The organism is Xenorhabdus sp. IM139775 (genome assembly GCF_028598745.1).
GTDB lineage: Bacteria > Pseudomonadota > Gammaproteobacteria > Enterobacterales > Enterobacteriaceae > Xenorhabdus.
The window spans coordinates 1-1,087 of the sequence record NZ_JAQRFK010000205.1; the positions used below are offsets into that span (position 1 = coordinate 1).

At 57.8% G+C, this 1,087-nt stretch carries 1 pseudogene; it reads right to left on the reverse strand.

The features are described 5' to 3' along the window. Window positions 1-737, reverse strand: a pseudogene (locus tag PSI17_RS17000) (IS701 family transposase); the annotation flags it as partial. Window positions 738-1,087 lie beyond the last annotated feature (350 nt).

Genomic DNA, 1,087 nt, shown 5'->3' on the forward strand with positions numbered 1-1,087 from the left:
CATTCAATTTCCCAGCGACGGCCTGCCACCTGAGCCAAGGTTTTCAGAGCAGCCTGTTCTCGGCGCGCATACACGACGTAGTAAGCCCGCTCCTGCTTTTCATCCCGGCTGCGCCGGACCAGCAGATAATGGCCATATTCCCGTTCTTTCTCACTGAGTTGTAAACGCCAGAGCGGCACCCGAACCCAGTCATACTGACGTTCGCCTTTGGCTCCCCGCCCCGCAGAATGGGTTTCCCATTGCTCAGGCGTCAGGCTGTCCACAATGTTGTCCGCTCTGACATAGGTCGGCCCTTGCCACCATAGCGGTTCATTTTTGGGGATCGCCAGCACAAACGGTTGATACCGGGACTCCAGCCAGCAGCGCAGGCGACGATCCTGACCATAAACGGCATCTGCCGTCACCCAGCGACAGGGAACGCCAGCCTCTAATGCGCGCTCCAGCATCTGTCGGGCGAGCTGCGGTTTGGTGGCAAAAGTGACTGCGTCAGGAATGCCGGCGGCTTCACAGCGGGGCCGGTCATCCGTCCAGGATTTGGGCAGGTATAACGCTCGGTCAATAAAGGCATGGCCGCCCTGACCGGCATAACAGAGAAAGACGCCTATCTGACTGTTTTCGACGCGCCCGGCGGTGCCACTGTATTGACGTTGCACCCCGGCAGAATGCGTGCCTTTTTTGACAAAGCCGGTTTCATCCACAATGAGCACCCCGTGTTCATCGCCCAAATGCTCTGTCACACACCCCGCTGATTATCTCACTCAATCGCGCGGTGGCCGCTTTTCTTGCCTCTCCGCCTCCCCCGACCTGATCGACACGCCAAACGCCCCGCTGCGCCTCGTGGGGGCGTGGGGATGGCGCATTTTCGATTTTCGCGATTTCCCCAAAAAATGGATTCTCCCCCACCTCCTGCGCGCGATTGCTCCCCCGCCTCTCCCGCACACAACAGGGGGACGTTTTTGTGCAATCGTGCATCGGCGGGGAGAGCTGACCAGTACTGGCCTTGTGCAGGGTTGGAATGTCAAGAAAAACTGTGCAATTTTGTGAGGGATTGTGAGGTAAACTTTATGCATTTCTTTAAGAAGAGACC